Below are 22,079 nucleotides of genomic sequence, written 5' to 3' on the forward strand. Positions count from 1 at the left end.
CCACGCCAGTGGCCGATCATCCATCAAGAGAGCCCACATGCGCGTCTGGTACAACAGGACGTTTTCGTCCGTGAATGCGGCGATCAAGCTGATCCGCGAGGCCGATACCGAAGGCCGTTTCACCATCATCCACAGCAACGCCAACCGCCATGCGCCAGCCGCGCGCCTGGCCCATGAATTCCACGTCGAGCCCACTGGCCTGAAGGGCGACGCCTATGTCGACTGGTGCCTCGCGTTCTGCCGCGACCAGAAAATCGACATCTTCGTGCCGGGCCGCGAAGCCACCGTGCTGGCCGCCGAACATGCGCGCTTCGCCGACATCAAGACGCGGGTGCTCAGCGCCGCCCCGCCGGCGCAGCTCAAACGCATCCACGACAAGGCCGATTTCTATGCCGCGACGGTGCTGCCGGACGCGCCGGTGGCGGCCTTCCGCCCCTTCGAGACGCTGGAACAGTTCGACGCCGCCTATGCCGAACTGCGCCCGCGGCATGCGAAGCTGTGCGTCAAGCCGGCGCACGGTATCTATGGCCTGGGCTTCGCCATCGTCGACGAAGAGCGCAGCAGCGCCGCGCTGCTGCTTGGCGGCGTGGAGTACCACATCGGCTACCAGGACCTGCGCCGCGGGCTGGGCGAACTGGAATCCTTCAAGACCATGCTGCTGATGGAATTCCTGGACGGCCCCGAATACAGCGTCGACTGCGTGGGCGACCATGGCCGCCTGGTGGCGGCCGTGGTGCGCCGCAAGCTGCCGCAAGCCGGCAGCGGCCAGCTGATCGACATGCGCCAGGACATCCTGGACGCCACCGCGCGCCTGTGCACTGATTACCAGCTCAATGGCGTGTTCAACGCCCAGTTTCGCGAAGGCGGCGGACGACCGCGCCTGCTCGAGATCAATCCGCGCATGTCGGGCGGGATCGGCATGGCCTGCCTGGCCGGCCCCAACCTGCCCTACATCGCGTTGCGCGGCTTCGCCGAAGGCTATGAGGGTCTCGCGATTCCCGCGCCGCGCCACGGCATGCGCGTGGCCGAAGTCAGCGTCGCGACGGAGCTGGCATGAACGCCCCGCACCCGATTCCCGTTCAACGTATCGCGCTACAGCTTGAGCTACCAACGGGCACGCTCGACTTGCGCATCGACAGCGGCGCGTCCGAACTCGACGCCCTGCTCGGCTTTGCCGCGCGCGCCAACGCCAAGCGCGGCTTCCTGTTCCTCAGCAAGGTACTGGGCAAGCACTGGCCGGCGCGGCCAAGCGACATGCTGACGGTGCACGAGCGCCTGGCCGCGACCGTGCCGCAGCTCAAGGGCGCGGTGCAAGGCCCGGTGGTGTTCATCGCCATGGCGGAGACCGCGATCGGGCTGGGCCAGGGCGTGTTCGAGGCCTGGCTGCGCGCCCATCCGCACCAAGAGGCGCTGTTCCTGCACACCACCCGCTACCGAGTCGGCGCTGGCCCGCTGATCGAATTCGAGGAAGCGCACAGCCACGCGCCGCGCCAGTTCCTGCACGCGCCGCTGGAGCCGGCGCTTCGAGATCTGCTGCTGGCCGCGCGCACCCTGGTGCTGGTCGACGACGAGGCCAGCACCGGCAATACCTTCGTCAACCTGGCCGCCGCCTGCCGCCGCCTGAATCCGGGCCTGGAGCGGGTGCACCTGGCCACCATCACCAATTTCATGGGCCGCGCGGCGACCGGGCTGCTGGACACCCGCTTCGGCATGCCGACTACCTGCGGCGCGCTGGTCGAGGGAGAGTTCAGCTTCGCGCAAGGCCCCTTGCCGCCCGACCAGGGCGTGGCGCAGCGCTATGAAGAAGATGCCGACCGCGGCGCCAGCGCCGCCTTCGGCCGCCTCGGCGCGGGGCGGGCATTGCGGGCGCCGGAGCAACTGGCGGCGCGCCTGGCCGGCGAATTCGCGCCCGGCAGCCGGGTGCTGGTGCTGGGCACCGGCGAATTCATGCACGTCTCGACCCTGTTCGGCGCCGCCCTGCAGCGCCATGGCGTCGACGTGGCGGTGCAGTCGACCACGCGCTCGCCGATCCTCACCTGGGGCGCGGTGGACCATGCCTTGACCTTCCCCGACAACTACGGCGAAGGCATTGCCAACTACCTGTACAACGTCGCGCCCGGCCATTACGACCACGTGCTGGTCTGCCACGAGACCGCGCCCGGCCCGGCGCTGTTCCAGCTCGCCGGCCAGCTGAACGCGCGGCTATTCCACTTCCAGTCCGAGGACCACGTTGAAGAAGTTCCTGTTCGCTGACCTGGACGATACGCTGTTCCAGACCTTCGGCAAATGCGGCGCGCACCGGGACAATCCGGGCGCCCTTGAGCCGGCCGCCTATTACAAGGACGGCAGCATCTGCTCGTACACGACGCCGGCCCAGCGTTCCTTCCTGGCCCTGCTGCAGGACGGGATGACGATGATCCCGACCACCGCGCGCGATCTCGACGGCCTGCGCCGCGTGTCCCTGCCGTTCGACAGCTACGCCGTCATCAACTACGGCGGCGTGGTGCTCGAGCCGGGCGGCGCGGTCGACCAGCCCTGGCTGGACGGCATGCGCACGGCGATGCACGCCGCCCTGCCCGGCCTCTTGGCGCTGGCCGACCACATCGACGATTACGGCGTGCGCACCGGCTATGGCGGCCGCGCGCGCATGATCGAGGATTTCGCCACCCCGTTCTTCTTGGTGGTGAAGGATCCGGACAAGCAGGCCGAGCGCCTGGCGCCGCTCGAGGAAGACGTGGTACGGCCCTGGATCGCCGACGGCGACCGCGACTATTTCATCCATCGCAACGGCAACAATCTCGCCATCCTGCCGAAGGCGCTGAACAAGGCCAACGCGGTGGCCCACATCACCGAACGCCTGACGCGCGAATTCGGCGAGATCGTCACCTTCGGCATGGGCGACAGCCGCTCGGACGCGCGCTTCATGGCCGCCTGCGACTACGCCATCATCCCGCGCGGCACCCAGCTCGCCGGCATCACCGTGGGGGCGCTGTGAGCGGCTGGGAAGACTTCTCCGGCAGCTACCGCAAGGGCGAGGTCAGCTTCCTGCTGCGCCGCCTGCCGCAGGAAGGCTTCGTCGACGTGGCCGAGAAGGAAGCGCTGATCCAGAGCGGCCGGCGCCACTACAGCCAGATGCTGTCGCCCGAGTCGAAGCCGTCGGCGCGTTACATGGCATTGTTCGACGAGGCCTGCCGCGCCAACAATGCGCGCATGGCGCGCGATTGCCTGCGCCTGGCCCAATTGATTGCCGCGCGTCCGCTGCACCGGCTGGCGCTGGTGTCGCTGGCGCGCGCCGGCACCCCGGTCGGCGTGGTGGTGGCCCGCCTGCTGCGCGAGCTGTTCGGACGCGACGCCGTGCACTACTCGGTGTCGATCGTGCGCGACCGCGGCATCGACGCCGCCGCCCTGCGCCACATCCTGGCGCACGGACACCAGGCCGACGGCATCGTCTTCCTCGACGGCTGGACCGGCAAGGGCGTGATCGCGCGCGAATTGGCCGGCTCGATCGAGACCTTCAACGTGCGCCACGGCACCCATATCGACGCCGGTCTGCACGTGCTGTCCGACCTGGCCGGCGCTAGCGCCTGCGCGGCCTCCTGCGACGACTACCTGATCCCGTCGAGCATCCTCAACGCCACGGTGTCGGGCCTGGTAAGCCGCACCGTGATGGGCGACGACATGCGCGCCGACGACTTCCACGGCTGCGTATTCTATGAGCAGTTCGCGGACGTGGACCGCTCGCAAGCGTTCGCCGACGAACTGGTGGCGCTGGCGCTGGCGCAATCCGGCACACTGCCGCGCGCGGAACCGATCGACGCCGCGGCGGCGCGCGAACGCTCGCAGACCTATATCGGCGCGGCGATGCGGCGCTACGGCATCGCCGACGTCAACCTGGTCAAGCCCGGCATCGGCGAAGCCACGCGCGTGCTGCTGCGCCGCGTGCCGCGCCTGGTCGTGCTGCGCGACCCTGGCGCCACCGAAGTGGCGCACCTGGCCGTGCTGGCCGAAGAAAAACGGGTGCCGGTCGAGATCGACCCGCACCTGCCCTATCATGCAGCATCCCTGATCAGGAGTGCATCGGATGGCTAAATCACTGGGCGCGTCGTTGTACGTGCCGGCCAATCACAAGAACCTGACCGCGATCGCCAACGGCGACCGCCTGCCGCACGCGCGCTCGCTGATCTTCTGCACCGAGGATGCGATCGCCGACCGGGAACTGTCCTGGTCGCTGTTCAACCTGTCGGTGGTGCTGGCGAACATGCGCCTGGACGTGGCGGCCGACCGCTTCGTGCGTGTGCGCAATCCCGAAGTGCTGGCGCGCGTGCTGGCCATGCCGGGCGCCGAGAAGCTGACCGGCTTCGTGCTGCCCAAGATCACGCGCCACAACTTCGACAGCTATTTCAAGCTGGTGCGCCACACCGAACACGTCCTGATGCCGACGCTGGAGACGGCCGAGGCTTTCGACGACGGCGAGATGCAGGGCCTGCGCGCCGCGCTGGAAGCGCCCGGCGTGCGCCACCGCATCCTGGCGCTGCGCATCGGCGGCAACGACCTGCTGGCCCTGCTCGGCCTGCGCCGCCCGCGCGGCATGACCCTGTACCGCACGCCGCTCGGCCCGGTGATCTCGCGCCTGGTGACGACCTTCCGTCCCTACGGCTTCATGCTGACCGCGCCGGTGTTCGAATACCTCGACCTGCCCGAACTGCTGGACCAGGAAGTGATCGAAGACCTGGCCCACGGCATGGTCGGCAAGACCGCGATCCACCCGACCCAGATCGCGCCGATCGAGCAGCACTTCAAGGTGACGCCGCAAGACCTGGCGGTGGCGCGCGCCATCCTCGACGCCTCGAGCCCGGCGGTGTTCCGCATGGACGACGCGATGCAGGAAGTCGCCACCCACCGCGCCTGGGCCGAGCGCACCCTCGAACAATCGCGCCTGTTCGGCTCGCACGCGGCCGGACTGGACCACAAACCATTCCTGGAAGGAGAACCCTCATGACTACTCAGTTTGGACGCGGACAGAAGGGCAAGCTGACCGATCTCGGCGCCGGCCACGCCTTCGATGTCGACGTCGAGATCGCCGCCAACGGCGCGTCGGTCGATGTCTCCTGCTTCGGCCTGGACGCCAACGACAAGCTGTCGGACGACCGCTACATGGTGTTCTACAACCAGCTCGCCAGCCCCGAAGGCGCGGTGCGCCTCGACCTGGGCGGGGGACGCGCGCGCTTCGCCGTCAACCTCGATCAGTTGCCGGCCTCGATCGCGAAGCTCGTGTTCGTGGCCGCGATCGACGGCGCGGCCACCATGCGCACCCTGGGCGCCAGCTCCCTGTCGCTGGGCAGCGCCGTGCGCTTCCCGTGGTCGGGCGCCGATTTCGGCGACGAGAAGGCCCTGATCGTGGCCGAACTCTACCGCCGCGACGGTCTGTGGCGCTTCGGCGCCGTCGGCCAGGGTTTCAATGGCGGCCTGTCGGCGCTGCTGGCCAACTTCGGCGGGACCGAGGCGGGTTCGCCGGCGCCGGCCGCGCCGGCACCGGCACCGGCACCCAAGCCGGCGGTGTCGCTGTCCAAGGTCACGCTCGACAAGCGCGGCGACAAGGTCTCGCTCGACAAGCGCCCCGGCGGAGGCTACGGCCGCATCCACGTCAACCTGAACTGGAACCAGGCCGCCATCGCACCGCCGCCGGCCTCGCCGCCGCCGCCCTCCTCGGCCGCGCGCGGCGGCGGTTTCCTGGACCGCCTCACCAGCATGGCGGGCGACCTCGCGAACAAGGCCGGCGAGATGGCCAACAAGGCCGGCGCGGCGCGCAAGGGCCGCAGCGGCATCGACCTCGACCTGGGCTGCATGTACGAGCTGGCCGACGGCCGCCGCGGCCTGGTGCAGGCGCTGGGCAACACCTTCGGCGACTACGAGCGCGAACCCTTCATCCAGCTGGATGCCGACGACCGCACCGGCGCCGCCGCCAATGGCGAGAACCTGTTCATTAACGGCGAACGCTTCGACAAGATCAAGCGCGCCGTGATCTTCTCCTTCATCTACGAAGGCGCGGCCAACTGGGGCGTGACCAATGGCGTGGTGACGGTGACGGCGCCGGGCCAGGCGCCGGTCGAGGTGAGACTCGACGGCGGCGACCGCCAGATCATGTGCGCGATCGCGCTGATCGAGAACCGCGGCGGCAACCTCGTGATCACCAAGCTGGCCGAATACTTCCAGCAGCAGGGCATGACCAGCGCGCACGAGCTGATGGACCGGCACTACGGCTTCGGCATGCGCTGGAAGACGGGCAGCAAATAAGCGCTTGCTCGGACCAGGGCTGCTACCATTTGCAGCCCTGGTCGGTGATCGTCTCGATGGCGAGCGGGATCAACAGCAGTATGTTGGCTTCCGTGCCGCCGGCATACTTGGTCTGGCAATCGGGGCGTTTCGCCCTTTGCACCGCGCGCGACAGGTCGCTGTCGTCGCGGGAGCGCAGCGGCGCCAGCCCGACCGGCCCATACTCGCTATCCACCTGGCGCGCGACCGCGCGCAACGACTCCATAGCGATCTTTCCCGGCTGCGCCCTCGCTGCCGGCGCCTCGGCTGCGCGAGTTTCCTCAGTGGTCAGGACCGGCACGGTGACGAGCGCCGATTCGACGGGTACCGTTGCCGCTGGACATCGTGCTGGCGAGCGTGGCGCGACGGCCGGTGGTGGTTCGGCGGCAACGGTGGCAGGCATTGGCATCCTTGGCGCCGCGATGAAGGCGAGCTCGATGTAGTCGGCCGGCGCCGGTTCGGGACCGCACGAGGAACTCTACTGGTCGGATTCTTCTGGCCCTAATCGTGCATATTGGATGTTAAGTGTGATCGCCTCGCTGTAGCGGAGCACAAAAGAATCGCCATCGACGTCATAGAAGCGATTTTCAACAGTAGGTGTGTCATTTGCCGGGCGCGACTTGTCGGCTTCGATCGGTCGCCGGGCGACATTCTGGAGGACGAGACGGTCGAGCTGCCCTTCCGCATCGACATCAAACTCGTCGAGGACACCTACGTACAGTACAGCGTCCTTCCCTACCTCGACGATCGCCGATACAAAGATCAGGTCCGGTTCCTCTCCGGACTTGAAATCCGCCCCCGTAAGCAGGTAGTACCAGGGTGCCTGATGAAATCTGAATATCGGGCTGAGAAATGCATCAGCGCGGTCGAGGCGGCAGCGCGAGATGATGAAACGAATGATCTGCGGGACAGCGAATGAGGCGACGATGAGCGTTACGAAATATGTCGCAATCCAGTTGAATTGACTGCCAACAGCTTCGCTCGCTTGGGCCTGTGGTAATGGCGCCGAAGAGAGCAGCTGCATCAGTGTTACGGGGTCGAAGTCACGCTGGAATACGATATGCGACAGGCTCAACCAGAAGAGATGCAGAAGCGATGCCCACAGAATCCCTTCGGCAACGACTTGCCCGAAAGGTGAGAAATCCAGGGATGTGCGCTCTGCGCGCTTGAGATTGGTGCGGAAGACGAAGCCTGGGAGGAGCAGGAAAAAAACGATCAGCGCAGGCAACGCGACGTTCAAGAGAACGTGGCTTTATGCGGCCTTGGGTACGATAGTAACGCGAACTGACTGACCATCGTCACGGCGAATCTTGAACTCGCCTGCAGCAGCCTGACGTGCCGTTTGTGGGAGGCTTCGTTTGCTGGTCATGAACTGGCGCAACTGTTCCCGAGCTTGCGGATCAGCAAGGAGTTCAGACGCGAGCTGACTTTTCAGGGCTTTCATGTCTTGACTATGCCATAAGTGAAAAACGAATGCATCCGGCGATGCGTGTTCTTCGCATCAAAAAACAAGGCCGGTTCGCTAAGCGATACCGGCCCCATGTCCATCGGCGGAAGACTCCGCCAGATGAAAAAATATTACTGCAGCTTGATTTCGACGTCGACGCCAGCTGGCAGGTCCAGCTTCATCAGTGCGTCAACGGTCTTGTCGGTCGGGTCCACGATGTCCATCAGACGCTGGTGCGTACGGATTTCGAACTGGTCGCGCGAGGTCTTGTTCACGTGCGGGGAACGCAGCACGTCGAAACGCTGGATGCGGGTCGGCAGCGGGACTGGGCCCTTGACGACGGCGCCGGTGCGCTTGGCGGTGTCGACGATTTCCAGTGCGGACTGGTCGATCAGCTTGTAGTCGAACGCTTTCAGGCGGATACGGATTTTCTGGTTTGGAGCGGACATGCTAATTCCTTTAAAAGAACGTTCCGGCTTGCTGCCGGCAATGTGGTAAAGGTACTTCGGTACTGCTCAAGAGGCGGGAGTATATCATCGTTCCCGCTCAAACAGATGGGGACAGACCAAAAAGTCTGTCCCCATCGTTGTGCCGGCAAGACGCCCGAAGGCGTCCTACCTGCGATCAATGGCCTGATGAATTAGGCGATGATCTTGGCAACCACGCCGGCGCCGACGGTACGGCCGCCTTCGCGGATTGCGAAGCGCAGACCTTCTTCCATCGCGATCGGAGCGATCAGCTTGACGGTGATCGAGACGTTGTCGCCTGGCATGACCATTTCTTTGTCTGCTGGCAGTTCGATCGAACCGGTCACGTCAGTCGTACGGAAGTAGAACTGAGGACGATAGTTGTTGAAGAACGGGGTGTGACGGCCGCCTTCGTCTTTCGACAGGACGTAGATCTCACCGGTGAAGTTGCTGTGCGGCTTGATCGAGCCTGGCTTCGCCAGAACTTGACCACGTTGCACGTCTTCACGCTTGGTGCCGCGCAGCAGCAGGCCGACGTTGTCGCCAGCTTGACCCTGGTCCAGCAGCTTGCGGAACATTTCCACGCCGGTGCAGGTGGTCTTGACGGTGTCGATGATGCCGACGATTTCGATTTCTTCGCCGACTTTGATCACGCCGCGCTCGACACGACCGGTCACGACGGTGCCGCGGCCCGAGATCGAGAACACGTCTTCGACTGGCATCAGGAAGGCGCCGTCAACGGCACGTTCCGGGGTTGGGATGTAGGTGTCCAGGGCTTCTGCCAGGCGGGTGATGCACTCTTCGCCCATTTCGCCTGGCTGGCCTTCCAGCGCCATACGTGCCGAACCCTTGATGATTGGCAGGTCGTCGCCTGGGAACTCGTACTTCGACAGGAGTTCGCGGACTTCCATTTCGACCAGTTCCAGCAGTTCTGCGTCGTCGACCAGGTCGCACTTGTTCAGGAACACGATGATGTATGGAACGCCAACCTGACGCGCCAGCAGGATGTGCTCGCGGGTCTGTGGCATTGGGCCGTCGGCGGCCGAGCACACCAGGATCGCGCCGTCCATCTGCGCAGCACCGGTAATCATGTTCTTGATGTAGTCGGCGTGGCCTGGGCAGTCAACGTGAGCGTAGTGACGGTTTTCGGTTTCGTACTCGACGTGCGCGGTGTTGATGGTAATGCCGCGTGCTTTTTCTTCCGGAGCCGCGTCGATCTGGTCGTAGGCCTTGGCTTCGCCGCCGAATTTCTTCGACAGGACGGTAGCGATTGCAGCCGTCAGGGTGGTTTTGCCGTGGTCAACGTGACCGATGGTGCCGACGTTGACGTGCGGCTTGGTCCGTTCGAATTTACCTTTTGCCATTTCCTAATTCCTTTAAGAGAAACGATATATTTGTTTAACTGGAGGGATGGGACGTCCCATCCCTCCATTATCTATTACTTGGACTTCGCGGTGACGATGGCGTCAATCACGTGCTTCGGAGCTTCCGAATAGTGCTTGAATTCCATCGTGTAGGTCGCGCGGCCCTGGGTCGCCGAACGCAGCGAGGTCGAGTAACCGAACATTTCCGACAGCGGAACTTCGGCCTTGATGATCTTGCCGCCGCCGCCCGGGATTTCGTCCATGCCCTGGACCATACCGCGACGCGACGACAGGTCACCCATCACCGAGCCAGCGTAGTCTTCAGGCGTTTCCACTTCCACGGCCATCATCGGCTCGAGGATGACCGGATTCGCTTTACGGCAGCCGTCCTTGAACGCCATCGAGCCCGCCATGCGGAACGCGTTTTCGTTCGAGTCGACGTCGTGGTACGAACCGAAGGTCAGGGTGACTTTGACGTCGACCACTGGGTAACCAGCCAGCACGCCGGTGGTCAGGGTTTCGCGCACACCTTTTTCGACTGCAGGGATGTATTCGCGTGGAACCACACCGCCCTTGATCGCGTCGACGAACTCGAAGCCTTTACCTGGCTCTTGCGGCTCGATCGACAGGACTGCGTGACCGTACTGACCACGACCGCCCGACTGCTTGACGAACTTGCCTTCGACGTCGGTGACTGCCTTGCGGATGGTTTCGCGGTATGCAACCTGTGGCTTGCCGACGGTTGCTTCCACGTTGAACTCACGCTTCATGCGGTCAACGATAATTTCCAGGTGCAGCTCGCCCATACCACCGATGATGGTCTGGCCCGATTCTTCGTCGGTACGCACGCGGAACGATGGATCTTCTTGTGCCAGGCGGTTCAGCGCCAGGCCCATTTTTTCCTGGTCGGCCTTGGTTTTCGGCTCGACTGCCTGTTGAATCACAGGCTCAGGGAAGACCATCTTTTCCAGGGTGATGACAGCCGAAGGATCGCACAGGGTTTCGCCCGTGGTCGCTTCTTTCAGGCCGACCGCAGCGGCGATGTCGCCGGCGCGCACTTCCTTGATTTCTTCGCGCTGGTTGGCGTGCATCTGCAGAATACGACCCAGGCGTTCTTTCTTGCCCTTGACCGGGTTGTAGACGGTGTCGCCCGAATTGACCATGCCCGAGTAGACGCGGAAGAAGATCAGCTGGCCCACGAACGGGTCGGTCATGATCTTGAATGCCAGCGCCGAGAACTTCTCGTTGTCGTCAGCCTTACGGGTGACCGGCTGGTCGTCTTCATCGGTACCGGCGACTGGTGGGATGTCCACTGGCGACGGCAGGTATTCGATGACGGCGTCCAGCATTGCCTGCACACCCTTGTTCTTGAACGCGGTACCGCACATCATCGGAACGATTTCCGAAGCGATGGTGCGCTGGCGCAGGGCAGCCTTGATCTCGGCTTCCGACAGATCGCCTTCTTCCAGGTACTTGTTCATCAGCTCTTCGCTGGCTTCAGCAGCGGTCTCGACCAGCTTCTCGCGCCATTCGTTGGCTTGATCGACCAGTTCCGCAGGGATGTCGCGGTAGTCGAACTTCATGCCTTGCGAAGCGTCGTCCCAGATGATTGCTTTCATCTTGACCAGGTCGACCACGCCCAGGAAGTTCTCTTCCGCGCCGATCGGGATCTGCAGAGGGATCGGGTTCGCCTTCAGGCGAGCGCGCATCTGCTCGTAGACCTTGAAGAAGTTCGCGCCGGTACGGTCCATCTTGTTGACGAAAGCCAGACGTGGAACTTTGTACTTGTTAGCCTGACGCCACACGGTTTCCGACTGTGGCTGCACGCCGCCGACTGCGCAGTAAACCATGCAGGCGCCGTCGAGCACGCGCATCGAGCGTTCGACTTCAATGGTGAAGTCAACGTGGCCCGGGGTGTCGATGATGTTGATGTGGTGAGGCTCGAAGTTACCGGCCATACCTTTCCAGAAGCAGGTCGTCGCTGCCGAGGTAATGGTAATGCCGCGCTCTTGCTCCTGCTCCATCCAGTCCATCGTCGCTGCGCCATCGTGCACTTCGCCGATCTTGTGGTTGACGCCCGTGTAGAACAGGACGCGTTCGGTGGTGGTGGTTTTACCAGCATCGATGTGAGCCGAAATACCGATATTGCGGTAGCGCTCGATGGGGGTCTTGCGTGCCATAATTTTTCCTAAATCTTTGAATGGACAAAACCGAGCAACATCTTGACGATCAAAATGAGCTCGGCCTGAACAACAGATACTGCAGCGACACTAGATTGGGGCAAAAAGCCCCAAGCCAAGTCCTGATGCTTAGAAGCGGAAGTGCGAGAACGCCTTGTTCGCTTCTGCCATGCGGTGCACTTCGTCACGACGCTTCATCGCGCCGCCGCGGCCTTCAGCCGCTTCCATCAGTTCACCACCCAGACGTTGCGGCATGGATTTTTCGCTGCGCTTGTTTGCGGCTTCGCGCAACCAACGCATGGACAGCGCCATACGACGAACCGGACGAACTTCCACTGGCACCTGGTAGTTGGCGCCACCGACACGGCGGGATTTGACTTCCACCAGCGGCTTGGCGTTGTTGATCGCGGTCGTGAACACTTCCAGCGGGTCTTTGCCCGACTTGGATTGAATGTGTTCGAATGCACCGTAGATGATGTTTTCTGCAACCGACTTCTTGCCGGACAGCATCAGAACGTTGACGAATTTGGCGACATCGGTGTTGCCGAATTTTGGATCCGGCAGGATTTCGCGCTTGGGTACTTCACGACGACGTGGCATTTCAATTCCTTCCTGTCTTCAGTTGAGTGTGGTGACCACACTCGCGAAAGGCCCTCATGACCCTTCACTTACTCGGCCTCGCGGCCGGCTCAACTTATCTAATTAATGTGACGTGTCTGTGACACGCACCTCGAAGATTACTTCTTCGCAGCCTTGGCACGCTTGGCGCCGTACTTCGAGCGCGCTTGCTTACGGTCTTTGACGCCCTGGGTATCCAGTGCACCGCGAACCATGTGGTAACGCACACCTGGCAAGTCTTTCACACGACCGCCGCGCAGCAGCACGACACTGTGTTCTTGCAGGTTGTGGCCTTCACCGCCGATGTACGAAATGACTTCGAAACCGTTGGTCAGACGCACTTTGGCGACTTTACGAAGTGCCGAGTTTGGCTTCTTCGGGGTGGTGGTGTACACACGGGTGCACACGCCACGTTTTTGCGGGCAGTTTTCCAGTGCCGGCGACTTGCTCTTCACAACCGCGGCTTCACGCGGCTTGCGAATCAATTGATTGATGGTTGGCATCGTTCCTAATCCAACTAAATTGCTGCTACGTTGACGACCCGGGACGGCAAACAGGCTGGCCCGGGGACTAAAACCTAGTCCCGTAAGAACTGACAGCGGAGGCGACGATAGCCACTCGACAAAAGGAGCGGCTGCGAATGCGTATACGATGTGCAGAATAAAAACGAGAACTCGCGAATATACGCTGAATGTGACGGTGGGTCAACCAGTTTGCCGCCTCGTCAAGGCCAGAAGGGCTCATGGGCCGGTAAACCGTGGTGAATGTGGCATCACCGCGACAACCAGCCGGGGCATACCCCATGTATACCTACGCCGCCGCCAGTGCCTCGGCATCAAGGCCTGCCGGCATCCGCATCGGCGTGGCCGGATCGGTCACCGCGCGCCACACGGCTTGCGCGACATCCTGGGCATGGGTGACCGGCCCCGGCACGCGCGCATTGGCCACCACGGCGTCCAGCAAGGGCGCGTAGGCGTCCGGCATCGCGCCGCCCATGCGCTCGCGTGCGTTGGCGCCGAACTGCGTTTCCGGCGAGCGCCCCGGCAGCACCAGGCGCAGGCGGATCCCGAGCGGTTCGAGCTCGAGCGCCAGCGATTCGGTGAAGGCGTTCACGGCCGCCTTGCTGGCGGTATAGACCGACAGCAGCGGCAGCGACTTGAGCGTGACCGACGAGGTGACGTTGACGATCACGCCCTCGCCCCTGGCGCGCAACGCCGGCAGCACGGCGTGCGTCAGCGCGATCGTGCCGAGCGTATTGGTCTCGAACACGCTGCGCGCGGTGGCGACCGGGATGCCTTCCAGCGGGTACAGCACGCCGATGCCGGCGTTGTTGACCAGCGCATCGATGGGACCGGCGGCGTCGAGCGCGGCCCGGATGCTGGCGTCGTCCGTGACGTCGAGCGCCAGCACGCGCAGCCGTTCGGACGGCGGCAGGACGCTGGCGCCGGGGTTGCGCATGGTGGCCACGACGTTCCAGTCGCGCTCGAGGAAATGGCGGGCGATCTCGAGGCCGAAGCCGGACGAGCAGCCGGTGATCAGGACGGTTTTCATGGTGAACTCCTGTGAATGGTTGCGGTGGCAGTACGATATGCGCGCCCGCCAGGACGCGCTACAATCGACAGTCCACAATTCATTTGCGAGAGTCCGGAGATGACCGATCCATTGGCCGAGGTGGTCGACCTGCTGCAGCCCGGCGTGCGCATGACCAAGGTGGTCGGCGGCGCCGGACGCTGGGGCGTGCGGCGCGCCGAGACCGGCCAGCCGTCGTACTGCATCGTGCTCGAAGGCCGCTGCCGGCTGGCCATCGAAGACAGCCCCGAGCTGCTGCTCGTGCCGGGCGACTTCGTGCTCATCCCCGCGACCTGGAATTTCACGATGTCGAGCATGCAGGCGCCCGATCCGCAGGCCTTCGACCGGATGCCGGTGATGCTGCGACCGGGAGAATTCCGGCTCGGCGACCCCGATGGCCCGCCGGACGGCCGCTACATCATCGGCCACTGCGTATTCGCTTCGCCCGATGCGGCGCTGCTGGTGTCATTGTTGCCGCGCTATGTGCACGTGCGCGGCGAGCCGCGCCTGGCCATGCTGGCGCAGCTGGTGGGCGACGAGTCGCGCGAGCAGCGCCCGGCGCGCGCGAGCGTGATGACGCGCCTGCTCGAGGTGCTGCTGATCGAGGCGCTGCGTTCGACTGGCGACAGCGCGGCCTCGACTGGACTGGTGCGCGGGATGGCGGATGCGCGCCTGGCCGCGGCGCTGCGCCGGATGCACGAATCGCCGGCGCGCGCCTGGACCATGGCCGAGCTGGCGCAGGAGGCGGCGCTGTCGCGCTCCGCCTTCTTCGAGCGCTTCAGCCGCGCGGTGGGCAAGGCGCCGATGGAATACCTGCTGGGCTGGCGCATGGCGCTGGCGAGCGACGCGCTGCGGCGCGGCACCTCCAGCATCGCCGAGGTGGCGGAACAGGTCGGATACAGCTCGGCGAGCACCTTCAGCGTCGCTTTTGCCCGCCACGTCGGCATGCCGCCGGCCAGGTATGCGCGCGAAGCGGCGCTTGCGGCTTAGGTGTTGCGCGCGATCTCGACGAAGGCTTCCAGGTAGGCCGTTCCCGCATCGACTTCGCGCGTGCCCAGGAAGATCTGCTTGAACACGCCCTCTTCTCCCAGCCGCACCGGCGTCACCGCCATCCTCCCCGCGTATTCCTCCACCAGCCAGCGCGGCAGCGCCGCCACGCCGCGGCCGCTGGCCACCATCTGCAGCATGATGTCGGTGGTCTCGATCGTCTTGCGCTGGCGCGGCGCGCAACCCGCCGGCAGGAAGAACTGGTTATAGATGTCGAGCCGCTCGAGGTCGACCGGATAGGTGATCAACACGTCGTCGGGCAAAGCGGCCGGCTCGGCGTGGGTACGCCCGGCCAGCGGATGGCTGCTGCCCACCACCAGCACCTGCTCGTAGTCGAACACCGGCACGAAGCGCAGCCCCGGCTTGAACAGCGGGTCGGGCGTGACCAGCAGGTCGATCTCGTAGCCGTGCAGGGCCTTCAGGCCGCCGAACTGGAAGCGCTGCTTGACGTCGACGTCGACCTCGGGCCACGCGGCCAGGTAAGGATCCACCACTTTCAACAGCCACTGGTAGCAGGGATGGCACTCCATCCCGATGCGCAGGGTGCCGCGCTCGCCGCGCGCGTATTCATGCATCAGGCGCTCGGCATGCTCGAGCTGCGGCAGCACCCTTTCGGCGAGCGCCAATAGAGAGCGCCCGGCCTGGGTCAGGCGCAACGAGCGGCCCTCGCGCGTCCAGACCGGCGTGCCGAGCTGCTGCTCGAGCTTCTTCACCGTGTGGCTCAGGGCCGACTGCGTCAGGCACAGCACGTCGGCGGCGGCGGTCAGCGAGCCGCGCCGGTCGACCTCGCGGATCAGGGACAGGTGGATGCGTTCGATCATGTCACATGAACAGAATTAATGGATGGATGAAATCATACCAATTTTATTCATGGATGGAGCGGCCTATGATGAACTCATCCATTCTTATCAGGCTGACTTCATCATGACGACTACCCACACCCTCGGCTTTCCGCGCATCGGCGCGCGCCGCGAACTGAAATTCGCCCTCGAACGCTTCTGGAAGGGCGAAGCCACGGCCCAGGAGCTCGGCGCCCAGGCCGCGGGGCTGCGCCAGCGCCACTGGCAACAGCAGGCCAGGCTCGACTTCGCCCCGGTCGGCGATTTTTCACTCTATGACCAGGTGCTGGACATGAGCTTCACCCTCGGGAACGTGCCGGAACGCGCTCATAGCCACCATGGCGATGCGCTCGATGCTTATTTCCGCGTCGCGCGCGGCCGCAGCCAGGGCGACCACGACCATGCCTGCGGCGGCGTCCATGCCGGCGAGATGACCAAGTGGTTCGACACCAACTACCACTACATCGTCCCTGAATTCGGCGCCGACACCAGTTTCAGGCTCGACACCGCGCGCCTCGACGAACAACTGGCCCAGGCGCGCACGCTGGGGGTGAAGGCCAAGCCGGTCATCATCGGGCCGCTCACCTATCTCTGGCTGGGCAAGGCCAAGGACGGCAGCGACCGGCTCGACCTGCTGCCCCGCCTGCTGCCGGTGTATGCCGAGCTGCTGGCCTGGTTCGTCACGCAGGGCATCGAATGGGTGCAGGTCGACGAGCCGGCGCTGGTCACCGAACTCGATGCGCGCTGGCAGGCCGCCTATGCGAGCGCCTACGACACGCTGCAACACGGCGGCGTGAAACTGCTGCTGGCGACCTATTTCGGCCGCCTGGAGGACAACCTGGCGCTGGCCTGCGCGCTGCCGGTCGACGGCCTGCACCTGGATGCGATCAATGCCCGCGCCGAGATCGCGCCGGTCATCGACGCCCTGGGCCAGGACAAGGTGCTGTCGCTGGGCGTGATCGACGGCCGCAACATCTGGAAGACCGACCTGCACGCCACGTTGGAATGGCTCGAGCCGGTGCAGCGCCAGTTGGGCCAGCGCCTGTGGATCGCGCCATCGTGCTCGCTGCTGCACGTGCCGGTCGACCTGCAGAACGAGACCGCGTTTGACCCCGAGATCCGCTCCTGGCTGGCGTTCGCCGTGCAGAAGCTGGAAGAATTGCGCATCCTGGCCCATGCGCTCGACCATGGCCGCTCGCAGGTGCAGCTCGAACTGGTGGAAAACGCCGCCGCGATCGACCGCCGGCGCGCCTCGAAACGCGTGTCGAACCCGGAAGTGGCGCAGGCCCTGGCCGCGATCACGCCCGAGCTGGGCCAGCGCGCCAGCAGCCACGCCGAACGCAGCCTGAAGCAGGCCGCCCTGCTCCAGCTGCCGAGCTTCCCGACTACCACCATCGGCTCCTTCCCGCAGACGGCGGCGATCCGCCAGGCGCGCAATGCCCATAAAAAGGGCGAACTGGATGCGGCGGCATACGAAGAAGCGATGCGCGGCGAGATCGCGCGCTGCGTGCGCGAGCAGGAAGCGCTGGGGCTGGACGTGTTCGTGCACGGCGAGGCCGAACGCAACGACATGGTCGAATACTTCGGCGAACAACTCGACGGCTATGCCTTCAGTCAGAACGGCTGGGTGCAATCCTATGGTTCGCGCTGCGTGAAGCCGCCGATCCTGTTCGGCGACGTGCGCCGGCCGCAGGCGATGACGGTCAAGTGGACCACCTATGCGCAATCGCTGACCGACAAACCGATGAAGGGCATGCTGACCGGCCCGGTGACGATCCTGAACTGGTCGTTCGTGCGCGACGACCAGCCGAGGTCAGTGAGCTGCCGCCAGCTGGCGCTGGCCATCCGCGAGGAGGTGCTGGACCTGGAGCGCGCCGGCGTGCGCGTGATCCAGATCGACGAGGCAGCCCTGCGCGAAGGCTTGCCGCTGCGCCGTGCGGAGTGGAAGGACTATTTGGACTGGGCGGTCGAATCGTTCCGCATCACGGCCAACGGCGTGGCGGACGAGACCCAGATCCACACCCATATGTGCTATTCGGAGTTCAACGACATCATCGCCGCGATCGCCGCCATGGATGCCGACGTGATCACGATCGAGACCTCGCGCTCGGATATGGAACTGCTGGACGCCTTCGACGACTTCCAGTATCCGAACGAGATCGGGCCGGGCGTCTACGACATCCATTCGCCGAACATCCCGAGCCAGGACCACATCGTGGACCTGATGCGCAAGGCCGCCACCCGCATCCCGGCCGAGCGCCTGTGGATCAATCCGGACTGCGGCCTCAAGACCCGCAACTGGGAAGAAGTGCTGCCGGCGCTGCGCAATATGGTGGCGGCGGCGCACACCTTGCGCGCCGCCTGACCCGCTTAATCGGCCTTTTTCAGGAAGTCGCCGACCGCCTTCACCAGCAGCGGCGACACCGGCAGCGACGGGTCGCTGTAGGCCGCGGCCTGCAGCGCCGGGTCGGCCCGCACGTGCTTGAAGATATGGTTCATGCCCGGGATGATTGCCAGGGTCGCATCCGGCTTGGCGCGGTACAGGGCGTTGGCCTGGGCGACTTCCACCTGGATGTCGGTATTGCCCTGGACGATCAGCACCGGCATGGTCAAGGCGGCGATGCGCTGCGCGGGCACGTACTTGAACCACGAGATCATGTAGGGCTGGACGCTCGGGCGGTAGAGGGTGTTCAGGGCCGGCGGCACGTCGTCGACGGTGGTCCCACTTTCGAGCGCCGTCAGGATGCGTTCGCTTTCCTTGTTCAATTCCGGCGGCAGCTTGCCGGCCAGCTGCTTGCGCAGGACGGTGGACGGACCATCGGCGATCCCGGCGATCGAGACGAAGGCCGCGGCGCCGCCCTGCTGCGCCGCCAGCATGCCGATCAGGGAGCCTTCGCTGTGGCCGATCACGGCCACCGAACCGAAGCGCGGGTCGGCCTTCAGCCTGGCGATCCAGGCCGCGGCGTCTTCCACATAGTTCTCGAAGCGCAGCTCGGATTCGGTCGGCCCGGCCGGCAGGCTGGCTGCCACGCCGCGCTTATCGTAGCGCAGCGAGGCGATGCCCTCCCCGGCCAGCGCCACGGCCAGCATCCTGAGGCTGTCGTTGCGGCCCGGTATCAGGGGATTGTTGCCATCGCGGTCGGTCGGGCCGGAACCGGCGATGATCAAGGCGACACGGGGCTTGCCCTCGAGGGCGGCCGGCAATTGCAGGGTGCCGGCGATGCGGCCGGTCGGCGTGTCGAGGTTGATGTGTTCTTCGCTCGTTTGTGCCGAGGCGATGCCGGCGGCCAGGAACAGCAGCAGGGTGGCAATGAAGCCGGTGGCGGACTTCATGCGCGCCCCGCGGTGATCGTCTTGGGCGACACCACCAGGACCGTCAGCCAGCCCAGGAAGGCAAAGCAGCGCTGCAAACCCATGAAACACAGGAACCAGACGGCCCACTGCGCGGCCCCGTATTCGAAGGGCGGGAGCCCGGCCGCGTGCAGCAACAGGATCGTCGACATCACCGTGAGCATGCTCACGGGCAGGGAAAACCACCACTTCTTTTCAAGCTCGGACATAGCATTCCTCTTTCAATATCATTCACGCCGCGACAGGCAGGCCGCGCTGCGCCAGGCAGAAGCCCTGGATCCGTTCCAGCACTGCCTCGGCTTCATGCTGGTCCAGCCCCGCCCCGAAATGGTAGCGATGGGTCGCGGTCTCGATCTCGATCCGGCCATGGCCGAAACCGAGGGCGTCCCATTTTGCCTCGGGCGTCCAGGCTTCCGGCGCCGGCAGCAGCCGCACCGCGCGGATCTCATCGGGCCGGAAGGCCAGCTCGATCGGCGGCAGCTCGCCCGCCTGGGCGATGTACAGCTCATCGCGGAACACGAAGTTGCGATACAGCGCCCAGGCGGCCACGCTGACGATGGCCAGCGCGCAGGCGGTAAACATGATCACGCCGGCAGACAGGTCGCGTCGCGCGCCGCTCGCCAGGCCATAGGCCAGCAGGCAGACGAAGCAAAAGGACATGCACGCGGCAAAGCCACGCTTCTGGGTTGGACAGACGATATGCAGGACCAGGCTGGCGCTCATTCCTCTTCTTCGAAAACGCTCTTGGTTGTGAAAGATACCACTTCTCGAAGAATGGAAGATGCGCGAATTATCTCCAGCCTCTATATCCCTGGCTCCAGCGCACCCGTGAACCAGCCCAGTTCCCCGTCCAGCGCGGCCCGGATCGGTCCCGGCGTGAGGCCGGTCCAGCGCTTGAACGAGCGCCGGAAATTGGCGGCGTCATGAAAGCCCAGGTAGCGAGCGACTTCCTCGTTGTCGGCCCGCTCGACCTGGAACAGCCACAGCGCCACATGGGTGCGTACCCCGTCCAGCTCACCCTGGAAATGGGTGTGGTGGCGCAGCAGCTGGCGCTTGAAGGTCGCCGGGCTGACGCCGAAATCGGCCGCCGTGCGCTCCAGCGTCGGCGCCATGCGCACATTTTCCAGAAGGTAGTCGTAGAGCGCGGCCAGGATGCCCGGCGCGCGCGATTCTTCCTGCTCGGCCGCCTGCTGGGCCAGGCGCGCCGCCATCTCGCTGGCGCGCGGCCACGGCCGGTCGAGCCAGGCGGCGGGCAGCAGCATCGCGTCGAGCTGGCAACCGAAGCGCAACTCGGTGCCCAGGTGGACGTGGTGCTGTTCGACGTGGCGCGGCGCGCCGCGGTTGAAGCAGAAGCGCCACGGCAGGCGCTCGCCGCCCAACCAGCGGCACAGCGCCACCACCGCCGTCATGTGCATCTCGACCAGGGCCGGCCGGATGCCGGGCGCGCCATAGGCGTCGATCCAGTACAGCAGCGCCACGTCGCCCCAGGTCTCGAAGCGCGGCCGCAACAGCGGCGTCAGGCGCGCATGGAAACGGCACAGGGTCTGCAGCAGCGCGCGCAGGTTCGGCGCCTGCACCAGCGCGTGGCTCGCGGCGCCGTCGTGGCCGGGCAGCAGCAACTGGCCCAGCATGAAGCTGGTGTCGGCGCCGTCCAGGGTGCGCAGGGTGTTCGACAGCTGCTGCAGGTATTGCGCCGGCGCGACCAGTCCATCGGGACTCAGACCGGCCACCAGCCCCGTGTCACACAGCAGGTCGGCGTCGTCCGCATCGCGCGAGCGGCCGTATTCCAGCGCCAGCGCGGGCTGCTGCCGCGCCGGGATCGACGGTTCCCCGGCAGGTTGCCAGGCGATCACACGGCGTCCATCTGCCGGCACAAGGTGGCCAGCAGCGCATCCGGTGCGCCCTGGGTGGGCGCGCAGCCATGGCGCAGGGAGATCCGCACCCGTCCCTTGGGCGCATGGTGGCGCATCGAGGACACCATGCGGCACAGGTGCTGGGCGGCGTCGCGCGCGTCAGGCTCCGTCAGTCCCGGCATCAGCACCGCGAAGCGGTCGCCGGCATAGCGGCACAGCAGGTCTTCATTGCGCAGGTTCAGGAGCAGCATGTGCGCGACCGCCTGCAGCACGCGGTCGCCTTCCAGCTGGCCGTGTTCGCGGTTGATGCGGTGGAATTCGTCGATGTCGAACAGCACCAGCGCGCTGGCGCCATCGCCTTCATTACGACGGCTCTCCAGGCGCAGCTGCTCGCGCAGGTAGGCGGCGTCGGCCAGCTGGGTAATGCGGTCGAACGGGCGATGGTTGCGAAACAGCCGCTCGCGCTTGCGCATGTGATCGGACAGCGTGGCCTGCTCGAGCTTCCAGTAATACATGCCGACGGTAAGGATCAGCATCCCGAGCGGCAGGAGCGACTCCAGCGCGTTGTCCCACAGCGCCGCCTTGTCGATGTCGACCACCTCGTCCAGGCAATCGGCCCAGGAGCCGAGCATGATGCAGGCCAGGCCGCCGGCCAGCAGCCGCGTGACCAGCCCGTCCGGCCGGCTGGACAGCACGATCAGGCACCACAGCGCCGCCAGCAGCGAGGTGCCTCCCTCGCTCGCGATGTCGACCCAGTCCCATTCGGCCATCGGGATGGTGGTCCCGGTGCCGACGAACAGGAAGGCGAAGGCGCCGAGCAGCGCGCCGATCAGCAAGGCATGGCGGATCACGTTGGACATACGGGCAGGATTCAAGGGTGGATCGCCGGAACATAGCGCAGCCAGATGACCGCAGGATGACAGGATGGCAAACCGTCGCGTCGCGGCACAGGGTCCGAACGGCTCAACCGATCCGGCCACGCCCCATGCGCAGCCGTGCCCGCCGCAGGCCGCCCATGGCCGGCGCCGGGTC

The 22,079-nt window shown here is 65.1% G+C and carries 23 protein-coding genes; 8 read left to right on the forward strand and 15 right to left on the reverse strand.

What is annotated here, in order from left to right; translation table 11 throughout:
* The first annotated feature begins 37 nt into the window (after nucleotides 1-37).
* From DIR46_RS11945 to DIR46_RS11970, 6 genes are read left to right on the forward strand one after another with little or no spacing between them, the layout of a single operon-like run.
* A complete protein-coding gene (locus tag DIR46_RS11945; RefSeq protein WP_109345410.1) occupies nucleotides 38-1,057 on the forward strand; it encodes an ATP-grasp domain-containing protein in 1,020 nt (339 codons plus the stop codon).
* A complete protein-coding gene (locus tag DIR46_RS11950) occupies nucleotides 1,054-2,253 on the forward strand; it encodes a phosphoribosyltransferase domain-containing protein (protein ID WP_109345411.1) in 1,200 nt (399 codons plus the stop codon). The genes DIR46_RS11945 and DIR46_RS11950 overlap by 4 nt, the downstream gene beginning before the upstream one ends.
* Nucleotides 2,231-2,995, forward strand: a complete 765-nt coding sequence (locus DIR46_RS11955) for a hypothetical protein (protein ID WP_109345412.1) — start codon at nucleotides 2,231-2,233, stop codon at nucleotides 2,993-2,995. The genes DIR46_RS11950 and DIR46_RS11955 overlap by 23 nt, the downstream gene beginning before the upstream one ends.
* Nucleotides 2,992-4,089: a cysteine protease StiP family protein gene (locus DIR46_RS11960; RefSeq protein WP_109345413.1), complete on the forward strand. Its 1,098-nt coding sequence runs from the start codon at nucleotides 2,992-2,994 to the stop codon at nucleotides 4,087-4,089. Before DIR46_RS11955 ends, DIR46_RS11960 begins: the two co-directional genes overlap by 4 nt.
* On the forward strand, nucleotides 4,082-4,999 hold the full coding sequence (locus DIR46_RS11965) for an HpcH/HpaI aldolase/citrate lyase family protein (protein WP_109345414.1): 918 nt from the start codon (nucleotides 4,082-4,084) through the stop codon (nucleotides 4,997-4,999). Before DIR46_RS11960 ends, DIR46_RS11965 begins: the two co-directional genes overlap by 8 nt.
* Nucleotides 4,996-6,294 (forward strand): TerD family protein, encoded by a 1,299-nt coding sequence (locus DIR46_RS11970; RefSeq protein WP_109345415.1) that lies wholly within the window; start codon nucleotides 4,996-4,998, stop codon nucleotides 6,292-6,294. Before DIR46_RS11965 ends, DIR46_RS11970 begins: the two co-directional genes overlap by 4 nt.
* Before the next feature lie 22 nt (nucleotides 6,295-6,316).
* Here the strand turns inward: DIR46_RS11970 and DIR46_RS11975 are convergent, their stop codons facing one another.
* From DIR46_RS11975 to DIR46_RS12010, 9 genes are all read right to left on the reverse strand, one after another.
* Nucleotides 6,317-6,538, reverse strand: a complete 222-nt coding sequence (locus DIR46_RS11975; RefSeq protein WP_109345416.1) for a hypothetical protein — start codon at nucleotides 6,536-6,538, stop codon at nucleotides 6,317-6,319.
* 252 nt (nucleotides 6,539-6,790) lie between these two features.
* Nucleotides 6,791-7,552 (reverse strand): hypothetical protein, encoded by a 762-nt coding sequence (locus DIR46_RS11980; protein ID WP_162819496.1) that lies wholly within the window; start codon nucleotides 7,550-7,552, stop codon nucleotides 6,791-6,793.
* Nucleotides 7,553-7,564: 12 nt separating this feature from the next.
* Nucleotides 7,565-7,756: a hypothetical protein gene (locus DIR46_RS26580; RefSeq protein ID WP_162819497.1), complete on the reverse strand. Its 192-nt coding sequence runs from the start codon at nucleotides 7,754-7,756 to the stop codon at nucleotides 7,565-7,567.
* Between the two features lie 134 nt (nucleotides 7,757-7,890).
* A complete protein-coding gene (rpsJ, locus tag DIR46_RS11985) occupies nucleotides 7,891-8,208 on the reverse strand; it encodes a 30S ribosomal protein S10 (protein ID WP_005663509.1) in 318 nt (105 codons plus the stop codon).
* Nucleotides 8,209-8,399: 191 nt separating this feature from the next.
* Nucleotides 8,400-9,590, reverse strand: coding sequence for an elongation factor Tu (gene tuf, locus DIR46_RS11990; protein WP_109345418.1), 1,191 nt, complete (start codon nucleotides 9,588-9,590; stop codon nucleotides 8,400-8,402).
* Nucleotides 9,591-9,664: 74 nt separating this feature from the next.
* Complete coding sequence (fusA, locus tag DIR46_RS11995) at nucleotides 9,665-11,770, reverse strand: elongation factor G (RefSeq protein ID WP_109345419.1); 2,106 nt, start codon at nucleotides 11,768-11,770, stop codon at nucleotides 9,665-9,667.
* Nucleotides 11,771-11,899: 129 nt separating this feature from the next.
* A complete protein-coding gene (gene rpsG, locus DIR46_RS12000) occupies nucleotides 11,900-12,370 on the reverse strand; it encodes a 30S ribosomal protein S7 (RefSeq protein ID WP_005663516.1) in 471 nt (156 codons plus the stop codon).
* A gap of 137 nt (nucleotides 12,371-12,507) precedes the next feature.
* The gene (gene rpsL / locus DIR46_RS12005; protein WP_005663517.1) at nucleotides 12,508-12,891 is read right to left on the reverse strand and encodes a 30S ribosomal protein S12; all 384 of its coding nucleotides are present in this window, start codon (nucleotides 12,889-12,891) and stop codon (nucleotides 12,508-12,510) included.
* A 307-nt stretch (nucleotides 12,892-13,198) separates the two neighbouring features.
* A complete protein-coding gene (locus tag DIR46_RS12010; RefSeq protein WP_109345420.1) occupies nucleotides 13,199-13,939 on the reverse strand; it encodes an SDR family oxidoreductase in 741 nt (246 codons plus the stop codon).
* Between the two features lie 99 nt (nucleotides 13,940-14,038).
* Here DIR46_RS12010 and DIR46_RS12015 point away from each other — a divergent pair, with 99 nt between their 5' ends.
* Nucleotides 14,039-14,947 (forward strand): AraC family transcriptional regulator, encoded by a 909-nt coding sequence (locus tag DIR46_RS12015; RefSeq protein ID WP_109345421.1) that lies wholly within the window; start codon nucleotides 14,039-14,041, stop codon nucleotides 14,945-14,947.
* Here the strand turns inward: DIR46_RS12015 and DIR46_RS12020 are convergent.
* Nucleotides 14,944-15,825: a LysR family transcriptional regulator gene (locus tag DIR46_RS12020; RefSeq protein WP_109345422.1), complete on the reverse strand. Its 882-nt coding sequence runs from the start codon at nucleotides 15,823-15,825 to the stop codon at nucleotides 14,944-14,946. The genes DIR46_RS12015 and DIR46_RS12020 overlap by 4 nt on opposite strands.
* Before the next feature lie 103 nt (nucleotides 15,826-15,928).
* Here DIR46_RS12020 and metE point away from each other — a divergent pair, with 103 nt between their 5' ends.
* Nucleotides 15,929-18,208, forward strand: coding sequence for a 5-methyltetrahydropteroyltriglutamate--homocysteine S-methyltransferase (metE, locus tag DIR46_RS12025; protein ID WP_109348003.1), 2,280 nt, complete (start codon nucleotides 15,929-15,931; stop codon nucleotides 18,206-18,208).
* 5 nt (nucleotides 18,209-18,213) lie between these two features.
* On the opposite strand, the gene DIR46_RS12030 is transcribed toward metE, so the two are convergent.
* The 5 genes from DIR46_RS12030 to DIR46_RS12050 all read right to left on the reverse strand — a co-directional run bounded on the left by DIR46_RS12030 (nucleotide 18,214) and on the right by DIR46_RS12050 (nucleotide 21,907).
* A complete protein-coding gene (locus DIR46_RS12030; protein ID WP_109345423.1) occupies nucleotides 18,214-19,176 on the reverse strand; it encodes an alpha/beta hydrolase in 963 nt (320 codons plus the stop codon).
* The gene (locus tag DIR46_RS12035) at nucleotides 19,173-19,403 is read right to left on the reverse strand and encodes a hypothetical protein (RefSeq protein WP_109345424.1); all 231 of its coding nucleotides are present in this window, start codon (nucleotides 19,401-19,403) and stop codon (nucleotides 19,173-19,175) included. The genes DIR46_RS12030 and DIR46_RS12035 overlap by 4 nt, the downstream gene beginning before the upstream one ends.
* 22 nt (nucleotides 19,404-19,425) lie before the next feature.
* On the reverse strand, nucleotides 19,426-19,917 hold the full coding sequence (locus tag DIR46_RS12040; RefSeq protein WP_109345425.1) for a hypothetical protein: 492 nt from the start codon (nucleotides 19,915-19,917) through the stop codon (nucleotides 19,426-19,428).
* An 80-nt stretch (nucleotides 19,918-19,997) separates the two neighbouring features.
* Nucleotides 19,998-21,047, reverse strand: a complete 1,050-nt coding sequence (locus tag DIR46_RS12045) for an AraC family transcriptional regulator (protein ID WP_109345426.1) — start codon at nucleotides 21,045-21,047, stop codon at nucleotides 19,998-20,000.
* Complete coding sequence (locus DIR46_RS12050) at nucleotides 21,044-21,907, reverse strand: GGDEF domain-containing protein (protein ID WP_109345427.1); 864 nt, start codon at nucleotides 21,905-21,907, stop codon at nucleotides 21,044-21,046. Before DIR46_RS12050 ends, DIR46_RS12045 begins: the two co-directional genes overlap by 4 nt.
* Between the last annotated feature and the right edge of the window lie 172 nt (nucleotides 21,908-22,079).

It is taken from the genome of Massilia oculi, from assembly GCF_003143515.1.
Classification (GTDB): Bacteria; Pseudomonadota; Gammaproteobacteria; order Burkholderiales; family Burkholderiaceae_D; genus Telluria; species Telluria oculi.